The organism is Methylobacterium sp. CM6246 (assembly GCF_054818005.1).
Window position 1 is genome coordinate 194,670 of record NZ_JBTXKY010000001.1, and the last position, 20,975, is coordinate 215,644.

Sequence of the window (20,975 nt, forward strand, 5' to 3'; positions counted from 1 at the left end):
AGCCCATTCATGGTGACACGTTTTCTCATCGGCACGGCCGCTGCGCTCGTGCTCGCGGCCTCGGCTGCGCAGGCCGCCGACGAAAAGCCCATCGTCATCGGCGTGCCGATCGGTCTGTCGGGGGCCAACAGCGTCGTCGCTCCCTCGGTGGTGCAGTCGGCCGAACTCGCGGTCGAAGAAATCAATGCGGGCGGCGGCGTGCTCGGCCGGAAGCTCGTCCTGGAGGTGGCCGACGACGCCTCCGGCGCGGCCGGCGCACAGAAGGCCTTCGACGGCCTGATCTACCAGAAGAAGGTCGACGTCCTGATCTCCATGGAGACGAGCGCGGCCCGCAACGCCGGCCTGCCCGCCGTCACCAAGGGCCGCGTGCCGTACATCTACACCTCGTTCTACGAGGGGCATTCCTGCAACAAGAACATGTTCGTGGATGCCTGGGTGCCGGAGCAGCAGGTGCCGCCGGTGATCGACGCCTTCAAGGCCAAGGGCGCCAAGACCTACTTCCTCATCGGCAGCGACTACGCGTTCGGGCGCGGCATGCTCGGCTTCGCCAAGACCTACGCCGAGAAGACCGGCGGCAAGGTGGTGGGCGAGGAATACCTGCCGATGGACGGCAGCGACTGGACCGCGATCATCTCCAAGCTGAAGGAGGCCAAGCCCGACGCGCTGGTCACCTCGACCGCCGGCGGCGCGCCGAACGTCACGCTCACCAAGCAGCTGCGCGGCGCCGGCGTGTCGCTGCCCTTCGCCAACCTCGCGCTGGACGAGGGCACCGCCAAGAGCATGGGCGCCGACGCCGAGGGCGTCTACCTGTCGGCCTCCTACGTGACCGGGATCGACAGCCCGGAGAACAAGACCTTCCTGGCCGCCATGAAGAAGAAGTTCGGTGCCGAGCTGCGGACGCCCAACGATCTCTCGGTGCCGGAATACGAGGCGATCTACCTCTACAAGGCCGCCGTCGAGAAGGCGGGGGGCACCGAGACCGCGAAGGTGCTCGAGGCCCTGCCCACCGTGAGCGTGACCGGGCCGCGGGGCACGATCCGCATGAGCAAGCAGCACCACGCGCCCCTGACCATGTATCTCGGCCAGATCCAGGCGGACGGATCGGTCAAGGTCGCGGGCACCTTCAAGGATGTCGATCCCGGCGAGCAGTGCCCGAAGCTGCCGTGACGTGATGCGCCTCTCCCTCCCTCCCGGGGGAGGGAGCGTCCGGGATCGGCCGTCGGGCCGATCCGCTTACGCCGCGCGACGACGCCGGCTCATCCGGAAGCTGCGATGCTGCTCATCCTCGACATCCTGACCACCGCGGCGATCCTGTTCGTGGTCTCGATCGGCCTCCTCGCGATCTTCGGCGTCCTGAAGATCATCAATTTCGCCCACGGGGCGTGGCTGACGATCGGCGCCTACTGCGCCGTGGTGACGGCCAGGCTCGGGCTCAATCCCTGGGCGGCGCTGCCGCTGGCCTTCGTGGTCGGCGCGGGCCTCGGCGGCCTGGCGGAGCACTTCATCATCCGCCCCCTCTACCGCAGGCCGCTGGACGCGATCCTCGCCACCTGGGGGCTCGGGATCGTGCTCGGCCAGCTCATCACCCTGGCCTTCGGCCGCGACGTCCAGCTCACCCCGAACCTGTTCTCGGGCACCGTCGCGATCCTCGGCGTCGACTATTCCGCCTACCGGCTCGTGGCCCTCGGCATCGCCCTCGCGATCGGGATCCTGTTCGCCCTCACCATCGAGCGGACGCGGCTCGGCCTGTCGGCCCGGGCCGTGATCATGAACGAGACCCTGGCCCGCAGCCTCGGCATCGATACCGGGCGGGTGCGCCTGGTGGTGTTCATGATCGGCGCGGGCCTCGCGGCGCTGGCGGGCGTCCTCCTGACTCCGCTGACCAGCGTCGATCCCAACATGGGGGTGAGCTGGCTGATCGGCGCCTTCATGCTGGTGATGGTCGCCGACGCGTCCTTCCTGGCGCTCGCGGCGGCCTGCCTCGTCTTCGGAGCCGCGCAGGTCCTGATCAGCACCTTCGTCAGCCCGATCCTGGGCAGCATCGCCGTGGCGGTGCTCGCGGCCCTCGTCCTGCGCGTCAGCCCGAAAGGTTTCTCCCGTGCTTGACACGATCCCCGCCACGGAGCGCGCCGCCCTCTCCGGTCGACGCCTCGCCCGGACGGCGCCCCTCGTGGTCGCGGCGGTTGCGGCCTCGGCCCTCTGGATCGCGCCGGCGTTCCTCGACACCTTCGCGGTCAACGTGCTGACCCGCTCGATGATCTACGCGGTGCTCGCCGTCACGGTGGACCTGCTCTGGGGCTTTGCCGGCATCCTGACCTTCGGCCAGGCCGCCTTCTTCGGCGTCGGCGCCTACGCCGCCGCCATGATCCTGGGCGCCTACGGGGCGACCCCGCTCGGGATTGCGGCCGGCATCGCCACCGCGGTCGCGGCGCCGGCCCTGCTCGGCCTCGCGGTGGGGTGGCTGTCCTTCTATCACCGCTCGACGCCGCTCTACGCCTCGGTGATCTCGCTGGTCGTCCCGATCGTCGTGACGCAGCTCATCTACTCGGGCGGCGAGTGGACCGGCTCCAGCAGCGGCCTCGTCGGGTTCGACGTGCTGCCCTTCGAGATCGAGGGCTATTTCCGCCTCGCGGCCCTGTTCCTGATCGCCGTCACGCTGGCGGCCTGGATCCTGGTGCGGTCGGATGCCGGGCGCGCCCTCGTGGCGTTGCGCGACAACGAGGCGCGCTGCGCCTATCTCGGCCTCAACCCCCGGCGCCTGCAGATCCTCCTGACCGCGGCGCTGGCCGCCGTGGCCGGGCTCGCGGGGTTCCTGTTCGCCAACGCGTCCGGCGTGGTCGCCCCCGAGAATGCCGGCTTCCTGTTCGGCACCGAACTGGTGATCTGGGTGGCGCTCGGCGGCCGCGGCACGCTGCTCGGCCCGGTCCTCGGCACGATCGCCATCGACTACCTCGCGGCGAACCTCTCCGGCGACCTGCCCTTCCTCTGGCAGCTCCTGCTGGGGACGGCCTTCGTGGCGATCATCATCCTGCTGCCGGGCGGGCTCGCCGACCTCGCCGGCCGGCTGTGGCGGGCGCTGCCGCTCGGCCGGACGGAGCCCGCCGCCCCCGCCCTGGTGGCGCGGGACGCCACCGCCGCCGCGATCGCGACGGATGCTCCGATCCTCAAGGTGGAAGGCCTGGCCAAAGCCTATGGCAGCCTGACCGTGCTCGAAGGCATCGACCTGGAGATCCGGGCGGGCGAGCTCGTCAGCCTCGTGGGCCCCAACGGCGCCGGCAAGACCACGCTGATGCGCTGCCTCAGCGACGGCACCGAGCCGTTCACCGGCACCATCGCCATCGGCGGCACGGCGATTTCCGGCCTGACGCCGAACCGGATCGTCGGGCTCGGGGTCGGCCGCAAGTTCCAGGTGGCGAGCGTCTTCGAGAGCCTGTCGGTGGCCGATTGCCTGCGGCTCGCGCGGGCCCCTCACGACGGGCTGAACCCGGTCGGCCGGGCTCCGACGCTGGGCCTGCCGCAGGCGGCCCTCGACGTGCTGCGGATGACCGGCCTCGACCGCCTGCTGACGCAGCCCGCGCGCCTCCTGTCCCATGGCCAGAAGCAGGCCCTGGAACTCGCCATGGTGGTGGCGCTGGAGCCACGGCTGATCCTGCTCGACGAGCCCACCGCCGGCCTGACCAAGGCGGAGCGCACTACCATCGGGACCGTCCTCAAGGCGCTGACCGCCGGGCGCCGGATCGCCGCCGTCCTGGTCGAGCACGACCTCGACTTCGTGCGGGAGATCTCGTCCCGGATCGTGGTGCTGCACCAGGGCCGCCTGGTTCTCGACGGCACCGTGGACGCGGTCGTCGGCTCCGAGCTGGTCCGCACCATCTATTCGGGAGGCGCCCATGGTTGAGGCCGCGCAACGCACCGCGCCGTCGGGGGCCGCCCTCGACCTCGATGCCGTATCGAGCGGCTACGGCGCCGTCTCGATCGTGAAGGGCGTGTCCCTGGCGGTGGGAGCGGGCGAGATCGTCGCCCTCCTCGGCAAGAACGGCATGGGCAAGACCACGCTGCTCAAGACCATCCTCGGGATGGTGGCCCTGCGCGGGGGCAGGATCACCATCGCCGGACAGGGGCTCTCCGGGCTGTCCCCCGCCAAGCTCGTGGCGCTCGGCGTCGGCTACGCCCCCCAGGAGCAGCCGCTGTTCCAGGACCTGTCGATCCGCGACAACCTGCGCCTCGCGGTGCCGTCCGACCGGCACCTGCCGGAGGCGCTGGAGCGCCTGTTCGGCCATTTCCCGTTCCTGAAGGACCGGCTCGCCCAGCGCGCCGGCACGCTCTCCGGGGGCGAGCAGAAGATGCTGATCCTCGGCCGCGCCCTGATGCTGCGCCCGCGCCTGCTCCTGATCGACGAGATCTCCGAGGGCGTGCAGCCCTCGATGGTCGAGCGCCTGCGCGCCGTGCTCCTGGCGGAGCGGGCCTCGGGCCTGTCCATGCTGGTGGTGGAGCAGCACGTCGCCTTCGCGCTGGGCCTCGCCGACCGCTACGCCGTGCTCAAGCTCGGCGAGATCGTCGACAGCGGCTCGGCCAAGGGCCCGGATGCGCAGGCCCGCGTCATCGACCACCTCGCGGTGTGAGGCATGATGGAACTCAACACCTTCTCCATCGCCGCCCGGTGTCCCCGGACCGGGCAGCTCGGCGTCGCGGTGGCGAGCGCCGTGCCGGCCGTGGGCGGCCTCTGCCCGTACATCCGGGCGGGGATCGGGGCCGTCACCACCCAATCCTGGGTGAACCCCTACCTCGCCCTGCGCATCCTCGACGGGCTCGCCGGGGGGCAGCAAGCGGACGCGGCCCTCGCGTCCGCGCTCGAGACCGACGACCGGCCGGACCTGCGCCAGATCGGGCTGGTGGATGCGGGCGGCGCGGCCGCCGCCTGGACCGGTGCCGGCTGCACGGCGCAGGCCGGGCACCGCACCGGAGCCGGATACGCCGTGCAGGGCAACATGCTGGCCGCCCCCGGGGTGATCGAAGCCATGGCCGAGGCCTTCGCCGGCAGCGCCGCCTGCGACCTCGACGAACGGCTGATGCGCGTCCTCGAAGCCGGCGAGGACGCGGGCGGCGATCGGCGCGGCAAGCAATCGGCGGCGCTCAAGATCGTCGCCCGCGAGGATTATCCGTGCCTCGACCTGCGCGTCGACGAGCATGCCGCCCCCGTCGCCGAGCTGCGCCGCGTCCTCGCCGTGGCCCGGCGGCAGCTCGTGCCCTTCGTGGCCGGGATGCCGCGGCGGGAGGAGCCGGCCGGCGCGTTGCCGGAGGATGTCGCCGCGATGCTGCTTCGGTCTCCCGGCGAGCGGCCCGGTGCGGCGGCCGCGGGCGCGCTGGACCCGCTGCACGACATCGTCGGCCTGCCCCCGGAGCCGGCCGCACGGGTCGCGCACCTGCATGCGCAGTTCGCGCCGGTCCTGGCCGAGATCCGCCTGCTGCGCGACCTCGACCTCGCGGCGGTCCATCCCCCGGTCGTCTTCGACCCGAGCCTCCCCTATCGCCGGGTGCCCCATGACTGACGCCATCTGGTCCCTGCCGATCACGGAGCTCGCCCGGCGGATCGCGGCGCGGGAGCTGTCGAGTGTCGCGCTCGTCGGCGCTTACCTCGACCGGATCGGGCGCCTCGACGGCGACCTCCAGAGCTTCGTGTGCCTGTCCTCGGCCGCCCTCGACGCGGCGCGCGCGGCGGACGAGGAGATCGCCCGGACGGGGCCGCGCGGGCCGCTCCACGGCATCCCGATCGGCATCAAGGACAATTACACGACCGCCGACCTGCCGACCCGGGCTGGCACCTCGGTCGACGCCCTGACCTTCCCGCGGGAGGACAGCCATTGCGTCGCGAGGCTGCGGGCGGCCGGCGCCGTGATCCTCGGCAAGCTGCGCATGCACGAATTCGCCTGGGGCATGGTCACGCCGCCGACGCGCAACCCCTGGGACCTCGCGCGGGTGCCCGGCGGATCCAGCGGCGGATCGGGGGCGGCGGTGGCAGCCCGGCTGTGTCCGGCGGCGCTCGGCTCGGATACCGGCGGCTCGATCCGGATCCCGGCGGCCCTCTGCGGCGTCGTGGGCCTCAAGCCGACCTATGGACGGATCGGCCGCTCGGGGATCGTCCCGCATTCCTGGTCCCTCGACCATGCCGGGCCGCTCACCCTGACGGTGGCCGACGCGGCGCTCCTGCTCCAGGTCCTGGCGGGCCCCGATCCGGCCGACCCTGCCGCCGCCTCCGTGCCCGTGCCGGATTACACGGCCGGCCTCAACGAGCCGGTCGGCGGATTGCGGGTGGCGGTGATCCGCAACCATTTCTTCGAGGCGGTCGACGAGGACGTCGCCGCGGCGGTCGAGGATGCGATCCGCTTCTTCGCCGGGCAGGGCTGCACGGTCCGGGACGTCACGGTGCCCGCCCTGCGTTACGGGCTCGGCGCCATCTACGCCATCGAGCTGGCGTCCTCCACGGCCTATCACGACCGCAGCCTCGCGCAGGGCCACGTGGCGGGCTTCGCCGACGACGTCCGCGACCTCGTCGAGATGGGCCGGTTCGTGACCGGTCCGGACTACCTGCGGGCCGAGCAGGCCCGGGGGCTGATCATGGCCGAGATGGCCGCCACGCTGGACGACGCGGACGTGATCGTCACCCCGGCCTCGCCGCTGACCGCGTGGCGGACCGACGAGGCGACCGTGGCGCTCGCGGGCCGGCAGGAGAGCGTGCTGGCGGCGTCCTGGCGCCTCACCTACCCGTTCAATCTGACGGGGCTGCCCGCCATCGCGCTGCCCTGCGGCTTCGACCGGCGCGGCCTGCCGATCGGCCTGCAAATCGCCGCCCGGCCCTTCGCCGAGGGGATGCTTCTCCGGTTCGCGCACCGATACGAGCAAGCGCACGGTTGGTGGCATCGTGTCCCGCACGTCGGGGGGGAGCCGTGACCGCAAGGCGGCGACGCTGCTGCGGGCCCGCGTTCCTTGTGCCTCGTCACAGGTAACGCAGGCCGGGCCAGGACGCGCGGCGCTTGAGCCCGATCATCCCGTGACAGGCCGCGTAGAGGGGCAGCGAGAGCGCGGCGGCCATCAGCCAGATCAGCGCGGGGGAGCCGACCTCGATCCGCCCCGAGGACGCGACGAGACCGAGCGCGGCCGCGGCGGTCTGCAGGGCGCGCAACAGCAGCAGGTGCAGGAGATAGAAGAACAGCGGCGCACCGCCGAAGACCTGCAGCCAACCCGACATCGCCGCCGGGAGGCCCTCGAACAGCGCCAGCAGAACGAGCCCGAGGCCGAGCGTGGCCAGGAGGAAGTCGGCGGAGGGCGGATACTTGGTCAGGTTGAGGAAGGCCAGAACGGTGTCGACCATCGTCGCGCGGGACTGCCAGGGTACGGGATCCCCGTAACCGTTCAGGCCGCGCAGGACGACGAAGGCCGCGAGCGCGACCCCGCCGAGAACGACCAGCCGGCGCTGCCGGTCCTTCGCCGGCACGGCGCCGCAAAACCACGGTCCCAGCGCGTAGCCGGCCGCGATGACCCCGATCCAGGGCAGGACCGGGTACGAGGTCCGGGCCGCGCCCCATGGCAGGGGGATCAGCCCGCGCTGGTGCAGGATCGACCACAGGGCGTAGCCTGCCTGGTCCGGCGCGACGGCGATCCCGTCGAGGGCGTTGTGCCCGAGCATGATCGCCAGCGCGACGCCCAGCAGCGCCACCGGCGGGAGCCAGAGCAGGGCCGCGAGGGCGATCATGCCGATGCCGATCGCCCAGATCACCTGCAGGTACAGGATGGGCGGCGGCAGGCTGGCGGTCCAGGCGAAGCTGACGAGGGTCACTTCCAGCACGATCAGGAGCAGGCCGCGCTTCAGCAGGAAGGCGGCGGTCGCCGACCGCCCGCCATGCGTCCGGCCGTACAGGCTCGCCGACAGGCCGGTCAGCAGGATGAAGACCGGGGCACAGAGATGCGAGGCGATCCGCGTCCAGGCGAGGCCGGCCGGGGTCACGCCGAGATCCATCGGGTCGCGAACCTGGGCGTGCAGGTAGACGAACTCGCGCACGTGATCGACCACCATCAGCAGCATCACGAGGCCGCGCAGGGCGTCGATCGAGCCGATGCGGTGCGATCGACGCGGGGATGGGGCGCGGCAGCCGGCATCCCCCGGGCGCAGGGGATCCGGCGGCGCGGCGGGCTCCTCGGCCCTGCGGGCCATCAGAACCGAACCGTGAACGAGCCGGTGAAGCGCCGCGGCGAGCCCGGATACACGCGGAACACGTTGAGCGAGCTCTCGTAGTACTGCGTGTCGAAGATGTTCTCGACGTTGAGGGCCAAGCGGACGTTGTCGAAGCGGTAATAGGCCAGGGCGTCCACCGCGACATAGGCCGGCAGGACGAAGCCCGAGCCCGCGGCATCCCCTGCCCGCTCGCCGACGCCGCGCACGCCGCCGCCGACGCCGAGGCCCTTCCAGTCGCCGCCCTGCGGTTCGTAGACCGCGAGCAGGCTGCCCGAGTGGCGCGGCACGTTGATCAGCGGCGCGCCCACCGGCAGCACGTTGTCCTTCGTCACCACCGCGTCGGCGAAGACGTATCCGGCCAGCACCTTCAGTTCGGGGGTCAACTGACCTTGCGCGGTCACCTCGAACCCCTGGCTGCGCACGGCGCCCGCCGCGATCGAGAAGCCGCTGTTGTTGGGATCGGGGGTGAGCACGTTCTCGCGCTCGACCCGGAAGGCGGCCGCCGTCAGCAGGAGGTTGCCGTCGAACAGCTCGGACTTCACGCCGACCTCGTAACCGAGGCCGGTCTCGGGTGCGAGCGGCGTGCCGCGCGTCACCGCCGCAGCGTCGGGGCCGATATTCGGGCGGAAGCTCGTGCCGACATTGGTGTAGAGCGCGAATTCCGGGATCGGGCGGTAGACGAGGCCGGCCCGCGGCGAGGCCGCCACGCGCGATTGATCGACCTGGCTGCGCGGGGCCCGCTCCCGGAAGGACTGCTCGAAGATGTCCACCCGCATCCCCACGAGCGCCCGCCATTCCGGGGTGAGGACGATCTCGTCCTGCGCGTAGAGGCCGGTGTTGGTGACCCGCTCCAGGTTGTTGCGCGGGATGGTGATCGGCGGCAGCGCCTGCCCGTAGACGGGCGCGTAGATGTCGAGCGCGAAGGGGCTCGTGCGGAAATTCGAGCGGAAGTACTGCGTCCGGCTGTCGGTGCTCTCGCGGTCCAGCCCGAGCAGCACCGTGTGGCCGATCCCGGCCGTGTCGAAGCGCCCGAGCAGTTCGGCCTGCCCGATCGCCACGTCCCAGCGGTAGTCGCGCACGTTGCGGTCGCGCGCCACGGTGCGGTTGTCGGCGGCGAGCGAACGGACCTCGGCCGACTCGCCCGCCAGGTCGCCCGTGTTGAGGTAGGTCGCGAGCCGCATCTGCCAGGCGTCGTCGAAGCGATGATCGACGCGCACCTGCAGGGTGTTGTTGGTCTGATAGGTGCTCTGGCCCGGCTCCCCCAGGAAGCGTGAGATCGGCAGGAAGCCGAGCTGCTTGTTGATCGCGATCACCCCGCGGTCGAACACGATGCGGTTCTTGACGAACTCGGTCTCGACCGTGACGCGGGTATCCGGCGTCACCTGCCAGCTGATCACCGGCGCCACGAGCAGCCGGTCGCTGTTGACGAAGTCCCGGAAGCTGCCGGCGCCCTGGGCCGCGAGGTTGAACCGGTACAGGACCGTGCCATCCTCGTTGAGCGCGCCGCCGGCATCGACCGTCCCGCGCGTCAGCCCGAACGAATCGATCTGGGTGCCCATCTCGACGAAGCGCTGGGCGGTGGGCTGCTTGGTGATGAGGTTCACCAGCCCGCCCGGATCGCTGCGCCCGACCAGTCCGGCGCCGGGGCCCTTCAGCACCTCGATCCGCTCGATGTTCTGGGCATCGGGCGGCGGGGGCGTGCCGCGATTGAGCGGGAAACCGTTCTTGTAGATCTCCGAGGTCGTCACCCCGCGGATGGCGTAGCTGAACAGGCTCAGGCCGCCGAAATTGTTCTGCTGCGCGATGCCGGGGAGGTAGTTGAACACGCGATCGACGCGGGTGGCGGCGAGGTCGCTGATCACCTCCCGGGGGGCGACGGTGACCACCTGCGGCACGTCGATCTGCCGGGTCGGGGTCCGGGTCGCGCTGACGGCCCGGGTCGCACCGTAGCCCGGCGTCGGCCCGATCAGGCCGATGCTGTCCGACGCGGCCGTCGTACCGGGGGCTGGGCTGCCGCCGACATGCTCGACCGAGACCTCCTCCAGGGCGATGCTCTCCTGCGCCCGCGTCTCGCCGGCCGGCGAGCCCGCCGTCAGGATCGCCGCGAGGGCGACACGCGGGCTCTGGCGGCGGAAGGGCGACCGGGAACGGCTCCGCGGGCCCCGGGCTTTCGCGGAGGGATGGGTCGTGGTCGGCTTCGGGCGGACTGGCACCGGCACACTCATGGTTGTCGAGCCGGAGGCTTCAGCGTGAGCGCGTGCGGGCGACGGGCCCACGGGGCCGCGCCGTCCCTGCGTTCCGCCGGGGCACCCCGCCCGAGGGTCGTCGTCGCGCCGAGGCAGGTCTCCTGGCTCGCGGGTCACGATCCCGGCCTGGTCTTCCCGATGCGACGCATCAGTGACCACGGGCGGCAGGGACTCACCGCTTACAGTTGCGGGGGCAGCTTCGGCCTTGCCCGTACGAGCGCACCGAATTCCCATCTTCGCCCGCGGACCGAAGCCCGCGGGAACCTTGGCCGCCCGATACTCGCCACCGCGCCCCCGGGGGTCAATGCCTCAACGACAGAATGCAATAACGTTACACACGCTGTGGTTTCAGGGACACATCGGCCTCCCGGTTCGCCAGCTCACGGTTTCGGCTCTGGCGGATGAGCGCGCCCGGGCAGCAGCGGGGCGCCGCCATCCGGGGCCGGATCCGGGATCTCTTCCACGTGGCCGCGGAAGCCAGCGCCGGACGTCGGCCTGTCGGCGCGCGGTGGCGGCGAGACGGCCAGCAGGCAGCCCGGCCGAGACCGCGATGGTCTGCCAGGGACCGGACGGCGCGGCCATCCGGGCGTGTTCACCGTGCGGAGCCACCCGCAGGCGGAGCGCCAGGCCCGGGTTGGCCGCAGCCTCGTCCAGGAACCCGGACCTGTCCGGATCGGGTGGGTGTTGGCCCCAGACCGGGACGGACGCGCCGCCTCCACGCTCTTCCGATCCCGCTCGGCCGGAAACCGTAACGCAGCGATTCGACACGGCGTTCGATCCGTCCGGATACGGTCTTGCGTCCACCTGGGGCGGCCCCCGATCTGTTTCGAGACTCGGCCCGGATTGCACCCGCGGTGCCAGGGAGCGACGCGCCTCGGCGCGAGGCCGGGCGAACTCCGGGCCGCCGCCGGGCTCATCCGTATCGGGCGCGCGGCGTGGGCCAGGCGCGTCGAGACCCGCATCAGATCGGCGGGCTGCGAGCCCCCCGCGCGGGCTTCGCGGTGCGTGCCGGCCTCCGGTAGGCCCTCGGGGCGCGGCACCTGCGGCTTGGCTTCGACACCGGGTCGCGGCGTCGCGAACCTGAATGGCCGCAGGGGGTTTGCTTTCCGAAGAGCGCGGTCGGCACCGACGCGGTACGCCGCGCGGCGTGGAGAACATGATGATGGACAGCACCCTGGCTTCGGTAACGGTCCCTTCCCTGAAGGCCGCTCGATCGGCGCGAGACCGCCTGGCCCGTGCCGGGTTTGCCCGCAACAGCATCGACATCGAGCGGCATGGCGACGGGTTTGAGGTCTCGATCAACACGCGCGAAGAGAACAAGGCACGGGCCGAGCGTATCTTGACCGGATCGCCGCTGGGCAACGACCTCCGGCAGGCCGGGGAACAGGCGGCCGACTTCGTGCACGGCAACCGCTCTTTCGCCCTGGGCCTCGCCGCATTGGCCGGTTTCGCGATCTTCAGCCTGACGAAGCGCCGGTGACCCTCGTACCCGCCGTCAATCGGCTCGCGCGCCGGTTCCGTGCCGGCGCACCGTCACGACGCGTGCCCTCCCGACGAGGGTGCGGGTGCGGGATGGCTACCGGATCTCACCCCTCCGCGCTGAGAAGCCGTGGAGGGGGCGTGGAGGGGGCAGCGGGGTAAGCCCGCGTCTGCTCTAAGCCCGCCATCCGGCCTGCGAAGTCCGCGCCCGTCAGCGTGAAGCCGATCCCGCCGGGCGGCTCGGTTCCGGTTCGACCCGTCGCGAGGCGATGCTTGTGATGCGCAGTGTGGACCGCGTCCTGATCGGCCTCGGCCTCGCCGTCTGGCTGCCCGCCCTACCGTTTGCCTTCGCGTTGGCCGTGGGCAATGGGGCCGGCTGCACGTTGAGCGAGAACGACGTCCATCCGTGCGTGATCGCCGGGATCGATCTCGGTCTACCCCTGACGCTGATGGCGCTCATGGGCTGGGTCGTCGTCGCGATGCTGCCCTTGATGGCGCTCACGCTGGTGGCGGGTGTGGTTTGGGGCGGCGTCCGCATCGGTCTGACTTGGCGGCGTGGGCGGGGAACACGCCGCGCTGCCGATCGTCCAGCCCCATAGCGGCGGTTGCCGCCCCGCGATTGTGACCGTTCCTGCCTGCATGCTACGCCCTGCGGAGCGGCTGAGCGAAACCTCGACGGATACGGCTCCATGGGCGACCCGACCGACGCATCACCCTGGTCCGCGCCGGGTCCCGCCGAAGGGCTTTGGGCATGACCTCCATCTCGGGTCTGCCCGCCTTCCTGCTCTACCTCGTGACGGCTGGGGGACTGATCGGCCTCTACCTTCTCGTCTACACGCTCGCCACCGCCCACAATGAGCTCGCGCTGATCCGGCGGGACGTGGCCGCGGCCGCGGTGGCGCTGGGCTTCAGCCTCGTCGGCTTCGCGTTGCCGCTCTCGGTGGCGATCTACAACGCCCAGTCCATCCTCGATTGCATCGTCTGGGGCCTCGTCGCCCTCGTCGTGCAGATCCTGATCTACTGGCTCGTGCGCCTCGCGGTGCCGGATCTGTCGCGGCGCATCGAGGACGGGCGGATGGCCGCCGCGGTGCTCCTCGGCGCGGCGTCCTTCGCGGGCGGCCTCGTGAATGCCGCCTCGATGACCGCCTGAGATGGCGGACGCGCGCACGGTCGGGCCCGCAGAAGACCCTGGCGAGAGCCGCCGGCGCAAGCGCTCGGCCGCGATCTCCCTCGTCCTGGTCACCGGGGCCGGAGCGGCGGCGCTCGGACTGGGCTGGCTGGATCCCTCCCAGAAGGAGGAGGACGCCCTGGTGTACGACAGCCTGTCCGCCTGCATCGGCCAGGGGCTTCGCACGGAGGAGGCCTGCACGACCGATTATGCGGCCGCCCAGGCCGCCTATTCCACGACAGCGCCGCGCTACCCCACCGCGGAGACATGCCGGGCGCATCACGGTCCGGACGGCTGCGTGGCGGGAGAGACGGTCGCTCCGGACGCAGCCGGCTCTTTCGTGCCCCTGATGGCCGGCTACATGATCGGGCGCACGCTGGAGCAAGGCCTGCCGGCCCAGCCGCTCTACCGGCACGCGGAGGAGACCCAGGCGGCCGGCGGAGGCAGCCGCGGCGGAGGCGGCTACTGCACCGGTTCGGGCGGCCGGGTCTACGCCGCGGCGGGCCGTCCGGCGACCCGCGTCGCGTCCAGCGTGGCGCGCACGACGGCGTCCGCACCGCGGATGGTGTCCCAGGGCGGGTTCGGTGGGACCGGGCGGGCGATCGCTTCGGCCGGCAGCCGCTCGGGCGGGTTCGGAGGCGGCTGATGCGCCGCGTGCCCATCCCGGAGCGTCCCGATTGGCGCGATCACGCGGCGCGGGCCGGCTTCGCCTTCCACACCTTCGACGACGAACCCTACTGGGACGAGAGCGCCTACTACGCCTTCACCCTGGCCGAGGTCGAGGACGACATCGAGGCGCCCACGCGCGAGCTCCACGCCCTGTGCCTCGCCTTCGCCGACCGGGCCGTGTCGGACGGTGCGATCCTCGCCTCCCTGGCGATCCCCGAGCACGCCTGGGACGCCATCGCGGACAGTTTCCGGCGGCGCGACCCTTCCCTCTACGGGCGGATGGACTTCTGTTACGGCGGGGCCGGCACCGGACCGGCCAAGCTCCTCGAATACAACGCCGACACGCCGACCGCCCTCTACGAGAGCGCCGTGTTCCAGTGGCTCTGGCTGGAGGACGGTCTCGCGCGGGGACGCCTGCCCGCGGGGGCGGACCAGTTCAACGCGCTCCACGAGCGGCTGATCGCCCGCCTCGCCGCCATGGGGCTCCCCGGCACCCTGGCGTTCACGTGCTATCCCGACGCGCCGGAGGACAGGGGCACGGTCGCCTACCTGCAAGATTGCGCCGTGCAGGCCGGGCTCGCGGCGCCGTTCGTGCCGCTGGAGGCGGTCGGCCTGTCCGAGGACGGGCGGTTCCTCGACGCCGGAGGCCGGCCGCTGGCCGCCCTGTTCAAGCTCTACCCCTGGGAATGGCTGCTCGCCGACGCGTTCGGCCCGGCAATCGGCGCTTCGCCCACCCGCTTCGTCGAACCGCCGTGGAAGGCCGTGCTCTCCAACAAGGGCCTGCTCGCCCATCTGTGGGCGATGGCGCCCGGCCACCCGAACCTGCTTCCGACCTACTTCGATGACGATCCCGGCAAGGCGGCCCTGGGCACCTCCTTCGCGAAGAAACCGCTCGTCTCGCGCGAGGGCGCCAACATCCTGCTCGTGCGCGACGGCGTGCTCCTGGAGCGCGACGCGGGCCCCTACGGACGCGAAGGCTTCGTGCGGCAAGCACTGGCGGAACTCCCCGCCTTCGAGGGCCGCCACGCGCTCGTCGGCAGTTGGATCGTCGGGGACGAGCCCTGCGGCCTCTGTCTGCGCGAGGGGCTGGGCCGCATCACCACGGACCGGGCACGGTTCGTGCCGCATCTCATCGAAGGCTGAAGCGGGGCTCGTCGGCGACACCGCGACCAGGGCAGAACCTTCGACCGACCCGATGCCGGTCTTCATGTCGGCGCTCGCCGCCCTGGCCCCTCTTCGGGCGCTACGGACGCCGTGACGGCGCCAGCCCCCGGCTGACCCATGCTCGACGCGTTGCCGATTGAGGCGCTTCCGCGCTCCGGGCCTCACACCGCGACCGTGTTTCGTCGTGCCGACGGCTGCCGGATCGTCGGAGCGGCCCCCTCGCGTTGTCCGCCGAGCGGTCCCGTGCCGCCGTCCAGCAGCGGGAGCCATCGGGTTGCCCCGGCACGCGCACATGCATCGCCCGCCCACCGATGCGCCACGCCGTGGCATTCGGGTCACACGGCGCTCGAAAACCGCATCTGTTCAACGGACGGAAGCGCCCGGCGCGCCCCGCCATGCCCGCAGATACAAGCAATAAGCATGCCAATTTATAAATTTTGCCGGCGACACCATTCGCGACATACCAAATAAATTTCGACGATCATTCTGTATCAATACGGCAATTGATCACGCGTCGCACCTTTTTCGAAAACAACACTCCACTTGCATTCGTTTTTTTCGAAACTAACCTGCGTGGATTCGCTCATTTTAACGCCTTAACTTTCGACAAAGACGATCTGCGGCGGAAAATAAGCGACGTTGTTTCCCTTTTGCACCGGACACTGAGCGGTCAAGATGCGTAGACACACGTACGTCGATAGCACTTCACGGAACGGATCTAAGTGTCGGCGCTTGATCGCGACTGCACTATACCGTTCAACCCTCGGTCTCACGGCCTTGGGTGCCTCGGTCTCGCACCATGCCCTCGCCCAGAGCTTGGCCAGCACCGACCCGGCGAGCTGGCGCACGACGGAGTACCGGGCGGATTGGGGCTTGGAGGCGATCCATGCGGCCGATGCCTACGCGGCGGGCTATACCGGCCTGGGCGTCACCGTCGGGGTGGTCGATTCAGGTATCTACAATGCACACCCTGAATTCGCGGATGGCCGGGTCAAACCTGTCACATTGACAGGAACATTCGGGTCGAGCGGCTTCTACCTCATGGATGTTTACGGGCGACCGCAAGCCAATTCACCATCGTGGAATACCTTTACGAAGGGGCAGCCTTACACCGTTCCGGGCACGTACAACCCCGTCTACAACGATCCGCATGGAACGCATGTGAGCGGCACGATCGCGGCTTCCCGCGACGGCGTTGGAATGCACGGCGTTGCGTTCGATGCCAAAGTTTATGTTGCTGACACAGCAACAATCGATTTCACAAGGCATGGCTTTAATATCGATTACAGTTATTTTAAAAACGCTTACGAATCTGTGGCACTTACGGGAGCCCGCGCTATAAATACATCCTGGGGCGACCCGCCTCTACAAGACAACTATAATACGACAGCCGGAATGATGCGTGCCTACGCGACGTTTGCAGGGGGGAAATCCCTCCTCGACGCAATGGACGAGGTTACGCAGAGATATAATGTTATACAAGTTGTGATCGCAGGAAATACATCCTTCACAAATTCTGATATTCGAGCCTCGTTACCCTACTTTAGGCCGGCGCTGGAAAGCCGCTGGTTAGCCGTTGGAGCGTTGCAGCAATCTGACAGAAATAAATATGATCCAAACAGTCTATCTATTGCTTGGTACTCAAACAAAGCCGGCGTCGATAAATATTGGTACGTTGTGGCGCCAGGAAGTGGGATAACTAGTGCGACACCTCCCTATACGCAGGGTGCCGCATGGAACCCCAGCCAATGGGGTGTCAATGCTCGGCACCAGACTGGCTATACGACGGTAAGCGGCACCTCGATGGCCGCGCCGCATGCCACCGGCGCGCTCGCGGTGATCATGCAGCGCTACCCGTACATGACCAACCAGCAGAACCGCGACGTCCTGCTCACCACCGCCTACCATCGCAATGCGGTCGACGGCGTCGCGGACGCCAACCCCAACGCTCCCAACGCGATCTGGGGCTGGGGCGTGATCGACCTGAACAAGGCCATGAAAGGACCTGGGCAGTTCCTCGGTCCCGTCGCTGCCAACCTTCCCACCGGCACCAGCGACACGTGGTCCAACGACATCTCCGAGGACGCGCTGATCCAGCGCAAGCAGGAGAACGACGCCGAGGCCGCGGCTTGGCCGGCGCGCAAGGCCGCCATGGATCCGAAGCTCACGCTTCCCGCCCTGCAGGCCTCCCTGCCGGAGACCTGGTCCGCCCTCGTCGGCGTCGTCGAGGCGTTCCGCAGCGGCAGTCTGCCGGCCATCCTCGACGCCCTCAAGGCGAGCGACGCGAGCCCCGTCGGCAGCAAAGTCGTGACCGCCTTCGTCGAGACGAACGGGATCGGCTGGGCCTGGCCGCTCTCCGATCCGAACTTAGCTTACGCGCGCGTCAACATCGGCAACCGCTTGGCCCGCTATATCGTGGGGCTGAGCCGCGCCGACTTCACCAAGGTCGCCGCCGGTATCGCCACAGATTGGCAGACCGAGGTCCAGGTTGAGACCACGCGAGTCGCCTCCTTCGCGTCGATCCCGACCCGCGGCAGCCTGATCAAGCGCGGCGGCGGCACGCTCACGCTCACCGGCACCAACACCTATTCCGGCGGCACCACCCTGGCCGGCGGCACGCTCTCGGTCGCCCGCGACGCCAGCCTCGGCGCCGCCGCCGCCCCGCTCAGCTTCGACGGCGGCGTCCTGCAGGTGACCGGCACCGGCTTCACCGCCACCTCACGCCCGATCACCTGGGCGAACGGCGGCGGCGGGCTCGACATCGCCGACCCGGCCAACACCTTCACCCTCACCCAATCGCTCACCGGAGCCGGCGGCCTGGCCAAGCTCGGCGCCGGAACCCTCGCGCTCTCGGGCACCAACACCTACGCGGGCGCCACCACCATCGCGGCCGGCACCCTCCTGGCCCGCGGCGGCCAGGCCATCGGCGACCGCAGCGCGGTGCTCATCGGCGCCGGCGCCACCCTGGCGCTCGCCGACGGCGAGACCGTCGGCTCGCTCGCCGGTCAGGGCCGCGTCGCGCTCGGATCCGCCCGCCTCACCGCCGGCGGCGACGGCTCCTCCACCACCTTCGCCGGGACCCTCGACGGCACCGGCGGACTGACCAAGGCCGGCGCCGGCACGCTCACCCTGGCGGGCGCCAACAGCTACACCGGCGGCACCACCATCGCGGCCGGGACCCTGCAGGTCGGCGCCGGCGGCACCACGGGCAGCCTCGTCGGCGACGTCGCCAACGCCGGCACCCTGGCGTTCGACCGCGCCGACGCCGTCACCTTCGCGGGCACCGTCTCGGGCACCGGCGACCTGGTCCAGCGCGGCGCCGGCACCCTCACGCTCACCGGGGCCCACAGCTTCACCGGCCTGACCACCGTGGCCGCCGGCGGGCTCAACCTCACCGCCAGCGCCAGCCTGGTCTCGCCGGTGGTCACCCTGGCCGGCACCACGCTCACCCATGCCGGCAGCCTCACGGGCGGCCTCACCAACGCCGGCTCCGCGCTCACCAGCGGCACGATCGCGGGCGGGATCACCAACACCGGCAGCCTCACCGCCACCGGGGGCACGCTCGACGGCGCCATCCGCAACGCCGGGCAACTCGCCGTCACCGGGCCGGTCTCCTCGGATGCCGGCTTCGCCAACGCCGCCGGCGCCAGCCTGACCGTCTCCGGCCGCTACGCCCTGGCCGGCGGCCTCGACAACGCCGGCACCGTCGCGATCGCCGACGGCGGCCGCCTCGTCGCCGGCCGCGTCGCCAATGCCGGCCTGCTCACCGTCGCGGCCCAGGCCAGCGTGGTCGACGACCTCGTCAACACCGGCCGCCTGGTCAACGCCGGCGCCTACACCGCCGACGCGGTCAACGCCCCGGGCGGCACCCTGATCAACACCGGCCGCTTCACCACCGTCTCGGCCCCGTTCGCCAACGCCGGCACCCTGGTCACCACCGGCAGCCTCACCGGCGGGCTCACCAACACCGGCGCCGTCCAGGCCGCCGGCGTGCTCGCCGGGCCGGTGGGCAACGCCCCCGGCGCGGTGATCGCGCTCACCGGCCCCACCACCGGCATCGCCCGGCTCGCCAACGACGGCGCGTTCGACCTCGGCGGCACCGCCCTCACCGTCGGCTCGCTCGCCGGCACCACCGCCACCGCCACGCTCGGCAACGGCCGGCTCACCGTCGGCACCGACGGCAGCGCGTCCGACTATGCCGGGCAGATCGTCGACGGCGGCAGCCCGACCAGCCTGACCAAGGTCGGCGCCGGCACCCTGACGCTGTCCGGGCTCAACACCCTCTCGGGGCCGATCAGCGTGCAGGGCGGCGAACTCGCGGTCACCGGCGCCCTGCCCAACGCCGCGCTCACGGTCGGTTCGGGCAGCCGGCTCACCGGCGACGGCTGGTTCGGCAGCCTGAGCCTCGGCGCCGGCAGCCTCCTCAGCCCCGGTACCGGATCGAGCCCCCTCGGGCGCATCACCGTCGCCGGCAGCCTCACCCTGGCGCCCGGCTCGGTCTACCGGGTCGACGCCACCGCCGACGGCCGCGCCGACCGCGTCGCGGTCGGCGGCAGCGCCACGGTGGCGGGCGCCCGGGTCGAGGCGGTGGCCGGCGCCGGCCCGTGGTCCGCGCGCACCCGCTACACCATCCTGAGCGCCGCCGGCGGCGTCCAGGGGCGGTTCGCCGGGGTGTCGAGCAGCTTCGCGTTCCTGACCCCGTTCCTCGGCTACGAGCCGAACGCCGTGACCCTGACGCTGGCGCGCAACGACCTCGACTTCGCCGCGGTCGCCCAGAGCCGCAACCAGCGCGCGACCGCCACGGCCGTGCAGGCCGGGGCGGTCGGCTCGGTCCTGTACGACGCGGTCGCGACCCTGTCGGCGCCCCAGGCCCGGGCGGCGTTCGCCGGGCTGGCGGGCGACGCCCATGCCAGCCTGGCCTCGACCGCCTTCGCCAATGCCGGCCTCACTCGCGAGGCGGTGCTCGACCGGCTGCGCTGGGGGGCCGCCCCGGAGGCGCGCGACTACGGCAGCCTGCCGGCCGCCTACACCGCCGACCGGCCCGGGGAGCCGGTGGAGCCGGTGGCGGTCCCGGCGCGGGTGTTCGACCCGCGGGTCGTGAGCCTGTGGGGCCAGGGGCTGGGCAGCCTCGGCCACGTCCGGGCCGACGCCAACGCCGCCGCCCTGTCGCGCCGGAGCGCCGGCTTCGTGATGGGCGTGGACGCGCGCCTGGACGCGCTCGGCCTCGGCGGGCTGCGGCTCGGCGTGGTCGGCGGCCATGTCGAGACCGATCTCGCCAGCCCCGGCCAGGTCCAGACCGGGACGCTGGCGAGCACGTTCGGCGGCATCTACGGCAGCCTGGAGGCGGGTCCGGCGGTGGTGCGGTTCGGCGCGCTGGCGGCCGACGAGCCGGCGCGGCTGCGCCGGGTGGTGGCGTTCCCCGGCCTGACCGACACGCCGAGCGCGCGCACCGGCGGGCGCAGCGTCCAGGGTTTTGGCGAGGCCGGCTACCGGATGGCGCTCGGCGCCGGCGCGGTGCTGGAGCCGTTCGTGGGCGCGGGCGCCGTGGCGCTCGGGCGCGACCGCTTCGCCGAGCAGGGCGGGGCGGCGGCGCTGACGGGTCCGGCCCGCGGCAGCCTGCTGCCGAGCGCGACCGCGGGCGTGCGCGCGGAAGGCCAGCTCGATCCGGAGGCGGCGCTGCCGGTGTCGGTGCACGCGCTCGCCGGCTACCGGCGCACCTTCGGCGACGTCGTGCCGAGCGCGGTGCTGGCGTTCCGGGGCACCGGCGCCCGGTTCGTCAGCGCGGGCCTGCCGATCGACCGCGACGCCCTGGTCGCCGAGGCCGGCCTGTCGGTGCTGCTCACCCCGGCGGCCTCGCTCGGCGTGTCCTACACCGGACAGATCGGCGCCAGAGCCCAGGACCACGCCGCAAAGGGCGCCTTCACGGTCCGGTTCTGAACAGGCCTACGCGCGGCGGGGATCACGCGAGCGCGCGGCAGGCGGCAGCTCGCTATGCGGCGGTACAGCCCGGTCCCGAGGG

Annotated in this window: 14 protein-coding genes and 1 riboswitch; of the genes, 12 read left to right on the top strand and 2 right to left on the bottom strand. The window is 71.3% G+C overall.

The features are described 5' to 3' along the window. Window positions 1-9 precede the first annotated feature (9 nt). From ACYQPG_RS00960 to ACYQPG_RS00985, 6 genes are all read left to right on the top strand, one after another. Window positions 10-1,167 carry a substrate-binding protein gene (locus ACYQPG_RS00960; RefSeq protein WP_461230017.1) on the top strand — a complete coding sequence of 386 codons (1,158 nt, stop codon included), beginning with the start codon at window positions 10-12 and terminating at the stop codon, window positions 1,165-1,167. 105 nt (window positions 1,168-1,272) lie between these two features. Further along, the gene (locus ACYQPG_RS00965; protein ID WP_147856281.1) at window positions 1,273-2,106 is read left to right on the top strand and encodes a branched-chain amino acid ABC transporter permease; all 834 of its coding nucleotides are present in this window, start codon (window positions 1,273-1,275) and stop codon (window positions 2,104-2,106) included. Continuing rightward, complete coding sequence (locus ACYQPG_RS00970; RefSeq protein ID WP_461230018.1) at window positions 2,099-3,898, top strand: branched-chain amino acid ABC transporter ATP-binding protein/permease; 1,800 nt, start codon at window positions 2,099-2,101, stop codon at window positions 3,896-3,898. Before ACYQPG_RS00965 ends, ACYQPG_RS00970 begins: the two co-directional genes overlap by 8 nt. Beyond that, complete coding sequence (locus ACYQPG_RS00975) at window positions 3,891-4,622, top strand: ABC transporter ATP-binding protein (RefSeq protein WP_461230019.1); 732 nt, start codon at window positions 3,891-3,893, stop codon at window positions 4,620-4,622. Before ACYQPG_RS00970 ends, ACYQPG_RS00975 begins: the two co-directional genes overlap by 8 nt. 3 nt (window positions 4,623-4,625) lie before the next feature. Next, entirely contained in the window at window positions 4,626-5,549 is a 924-nt protein-coding gene (locus tag ACYQPG_RS00980) for a DUF1028 domain-containing protein (RefSeq protein WP_461230020.1), read from the top strand. Next, the gene (locus ACYQPG_RS00985; RefSeq protein ID WP_461230021.1) at window positions 5,542-6,948 is read left to right on the top strand and encodes an amidase; all 1,407 of its coding nucleotides are present in this window, start codon (window positions 5,542-5,544) and stop codon (window positions 6,946-6,948) included. The genes ACYQPG_RS00980 and ACYQPG_RS00985 overlap by 8 nt, the downstream gene beginning before the upstream one ends. A gap of 46 nt (window positions 6,949-6,994) precedes the next feature. Here ACYQPG_RS00985 and ACYQPG_RS00990 read toward each other — a convergent pair whose 3' ends face one another. Then, window positions 6,995-8,209, bottom strand: coding sequence for a DUF1624 domain-containing protein (locus ACYQPG_RS00990; RefSeq protein WP_461230022.1), 1,215 nt, complete (start codon window positions 8,207-8,209; stop codon window positions 6,995-6,997). Further along, window positions 8,209-10,329, bottom strand: a complete 2,121-nt coding sequence (locus tag ACYQPG_RS00995; RefSeq protein ID WP_419831105.1) for a TonB-dependent siderophore receptor — start codon at window positions 10,327-10,329, stop codon at window positions 8,209-8,211. The genes ACYQPG_RS00990 and ACYQPG_RS00995 overlap by 1 nt, the downstream gene beginning before the upstream one ends. A 221-nt stretch (window positions 10,330-10,550) precedes the next feature. Next, a riboswitch (cobalamin riboswitch) is annotated at window positions 10,551-10,759 on the bottom strand. Window positions 10,760-11,638: 879 nt separating this feature from the next. On the opposite strand from ACYQPG_RS00995, the gene ACYQPG_RS01000 reads away from it, so the two are divergent. The 6 genes from ACYQPG_RS01000 to ACYQPG_RS01025 all read left to right on the top strand — a co-directional run bounded on the left by ACYQPG_RS01000 (window position 11,639) and on the right by ACYQPG_RS01025 (window position 20,893). Further along, a complete protein-coding gene (locus ACYQPG_RS01000; protein WP_419830927.1) occupies window positions 11,639-11,956 on the top strand; it encodes a hypothetical protein in 318 nt (105 codons plus the stop codon). Between the two features lie 277 nt (window positions 11,957-12,233). Next, a complete protein-coding gene (locus ACYQPG_RS01005) occupies window positions 12,234-12,554 on the top strand; it encodes a hypothetical protein (RefSeq protein WP_419830928.1) in 321 nt (106 codons plus the stop codon). 152 nt (window positions 12,555-12,706) lie between these two features. Beyond that, on the top strand, window positions 12,707-13,105 hold the full coding sequence (locus tag ACYQPG_RS01010; protein WP_147909894.1) for a DUF350 domain-containing protein: 399 nt from the start codon (window positions 12,707-12,709) through the stop codon (window positions 13,103-13,105). A gap of 1 nt (window position 13,106) precedes the next feature. Further along, the gene (locus ACYQPG_RS01015; protein WP_147909895.1) at window positions 13,107-13,769 is read left to right on the top strand and encodes a DUF1190 domain-containing protein; all 663 of its coding nucleotides are present in this window, start codon (window positions 13,107-13,109) and stop codon (window positions 13,767-13,769) included. Further along, a complete protein-coding gene (locus ACYQPG_RS01020; RefSeq protein WP_461230023.1) occupies window positions 13,769-14,935 on the top strand; it encodes a glutathionylspermidine synthase family protein in 1,167 nt (388 codons plus the stop codon). The genes ACYQPG_RS01015 and ACYQPG_RS01020 overlap by 1 nt, the downstream gene beginning before the upstream one ends. 696 nt (window positions 14,936-15,631) lie before the next feature. Next, window positions 15,632-20,893 carry an autotransporter domain-containing protein gene (locus ACYQPG_RS01025; RefSeq protein WP_461230024.1) on the top strand — a complete coding sequence of 1,754 codons (5,262 nt, stop codon included), beginning with the start codon at window positions 15,632-15,634 and terminating at the stop codon, window positions 20,891-20,893. Window positions 20,894-20,975 lie beyond the last annotated feature (82 nt).

Coding starts and splice junctions, on each gene's coding strand:
- ACYQPG_RS01010 (WP_147909894.1), top strand. CDS start 12,707: ATGACCTCCATCTCGGGTCTGCCCGCCTTCCTGCTCTACCTCGTGACG.
- ACYQPG_RS01000 (WP_419830927.1), top strand. CDS start 11,639: ATGGACAGCACCCTGGCTTCGGTAACGGTCCCTTCCCTGAAGGCCGCT.
- ACYQPG_RS01025 (WP_461230024.1), top strand. CDS start 15,632: ATGCGTAGACACACGTACGTCGATAGCACTTCACGGAACGGATCTAAG.
- ACYQPG_RS00990 (WP_461230022.1), bottom strand. CDS start 8,209: ATGGCCCGCAGGGCCGAGGAGCCCGCCGCGCCGCCGGATCCCCTGCGC.
- ACYQPG_RS01020 (WP_461230023.1), top strand. CDS start 13,769: ATGCGCCGCGTGCCCATCCCGGAGCGTCCCGATTGGCGCGATCACGCG.
- ACYQPG_RS00985 (WP_461230021.1), top strand. CDS start 5,542: ATGACTGACGCCATCTGGTCCCTGCCGATCACGGAGCTCGCCCGGCGG.
- ACYQPG_RS00980 (WP_461230020.1), top strand. CDS start 4,626: ATGATGGAACTCAACACCTTCTCCATCGCCGCCCGGTGTCCCCGGACC.
- ACYQPG_RS00960 (WP_461230017.1), top strand. CDS start 10: ATGGTGACACGTTTTCTCATCGGCACGGCCGCTGCGCTCGTGCTCGCG.
- ACYQPG_RS01015 (WP_147909895.1), top strand. CDS start 13,107: ATGGCGGACGCGCGCACGGTCGGGCCCGCAGAAGACCCTGGCGAGAGC.
- ACYQPG_RS00965 (WP_147856281.1), top strand. CDS start 1,273: ATGCTGCTCATCCTCGACATCCTGACCACCGCGGCGATCCTGTTCGTG.
- ACYQPG_RS00975 (WP_461230019.1), top strand. CDS start 3,891: ATGGTTGAGGCCGCGCAACGCACCGCGCCGTCGGGGGCCGCCCTCGAC.
- ACYQPG_RS01005 (WP_419830928.1), top strand. CDS start 12,234: ATGCGCAGTGTGGACCGCGTCCTGATCGGCCTCGGCCTCGCCGTCTGG.